Annotated in this window: 1 protein-coding gene; it reads left to right on the forward strand. The window is 70.2% G+C overall.

Going from position 1 to position 1,463, the window contains the following annotated elements:
• The first annotated feature begins 106 nt into the window (after positions 1–106).
• Positions 107–1,303 (forward strand): MFS transporter, encoded by a 1,197-nt coding sequence (locus JHD73_RS27695; RefSeq protein ID WP_199033328.1) that lies wholly within the window; start codon positions 107–109, stop codon positions 1,301–1,303.
• Positions 1,304–1,463: the final 160 nt, after the last annotated feature.

Raw genomic sequence — 1,463 nt, forward strand, 5'->3', positions numbered from 1 at the left:
GCCGCGTGCTGTTCGGCCAGACCGCCGACACTACCGCGCTCTAGTCCCCTGCGGAGCCACAGGCTCCGCCCCTCCTCCCGCTTTCCTCTTCTGACAGGAGCCGACCATGCCGGCATCGCTGTGGTGGTTGTGCCTGGGCGCGTTCGCCATCGGCACCGAAGGATTCATGATTGCCGGCCTGCTGCCGGTGCTGGCCGCAGACCTGGGCGTGAGCGTGCCGGCGGCGGGGCAGCTCGTCACTGTGTTTGCCGTCACCTACGCCGTGGGCTCGCCCGTGATGGCGACGCTGCTCGGCAACGTCGACCGGCGCCGCGTGCTGATCTGCGCGCTGGCCATCTTTGCGGCGGGCAACCTGCTGGCCGCTGGTGCACACAGCTTCGGGCAGCTGATGGCGGCGCGCGTGCTGCTGGCGCTGGCCGCAGGCGTGTTCCTGCCGACCGCCAATGCGGTGGCGACCTCGCTGGTGCCAGCCGCACGCAGTGGCTCGGCACTCGCCATCATCACGGGCGGCGGTACGGTGGCGGTGGCGCTGGGCGTACCGCTGGGTGCGTGGATTGCGGCCCAGGGCGACTGGCGTTCGACCTTCGTGGCGTGCGGCGTGCTGTCGGCACTCGCCACGGCGGGCCTCGCGTTCGGCCTGCCGCGTGCGTTGCCGCACAGCGTGACCACGCTGGCCCAACGCCTGAGCGTGGCGCGCCGGCCCGGCATGCTCGGTGCGCTGGCGGTGTCCGCGCTGTGGGCCGCAGGCGGCTTCACGTTCTATACGTACGTCGCGCCGTTCTTTGTGCAGGGGTTGGGCTTTGCGCCGCAGCACGTGGGCATCGTGCTGTTTCTGGTGGGCAGTTTCGCAGCGCTGGGCACCGGGTTGGGCGGGCACATGACGGACCGCGCAGGCGTCGCCCGCGTGCTGGCGGTGAGCAGCGTGGGCATCGTGCTGGCGTTCTCGGTGCTGTCGCTATCGGCCCAGGTGCTGCATGGCTCGGTGGCAGGCGCTGTCGCCATCGGTGCGGTTGTGCTGTGGGGCATGGCGGGCTGGGGCTTCGGGCCGGCACAGGCGACCCGGCTGATCCGCTTGGCACCAGACGTATCGCCGATCACGCTGTCGCTGCATGCATCTGCGGTGTATGTGGGGATTGCGCTGGGGTCGAGCGTGGGGGCGCTGGCACTGGCCCATGGCGGGCCGGGCATGCTGGGGTGGGCGGCAGCGGCGTGCCATGTGGTGGCGGTGGTGCTGTGGCGGATGGGTGGCCGGCATGAGCCCGCCCCAGCGGACGGACAGGCGGCCACGTCGGCGGCCCATTGATGGCCTGCGGGCAACGCCCGCGTGCCGGGTGCTCGGGAGTGTCAGGATTTCCGTGTTCAAGGCTGGGGTTGAGAATCACACGGACGGTCGAACGAATCGATCTGCATAGAGGATAGCGAATTGGTTCATAGCGTCCTTCCAAGCGAGACCGGGGCGGTTC

This window comes from Ralstonia sp. ASV6 (assembly GCF_016429285.1).
In the GTDB taxonomy this organism is placed as follows: domain Bacteria; phylum Pseudomonadota; class Gammaproteobacteria; order Burkholderiales; family Burkholderiaceae; genus Ralstonia; species Ralstonia flaminis.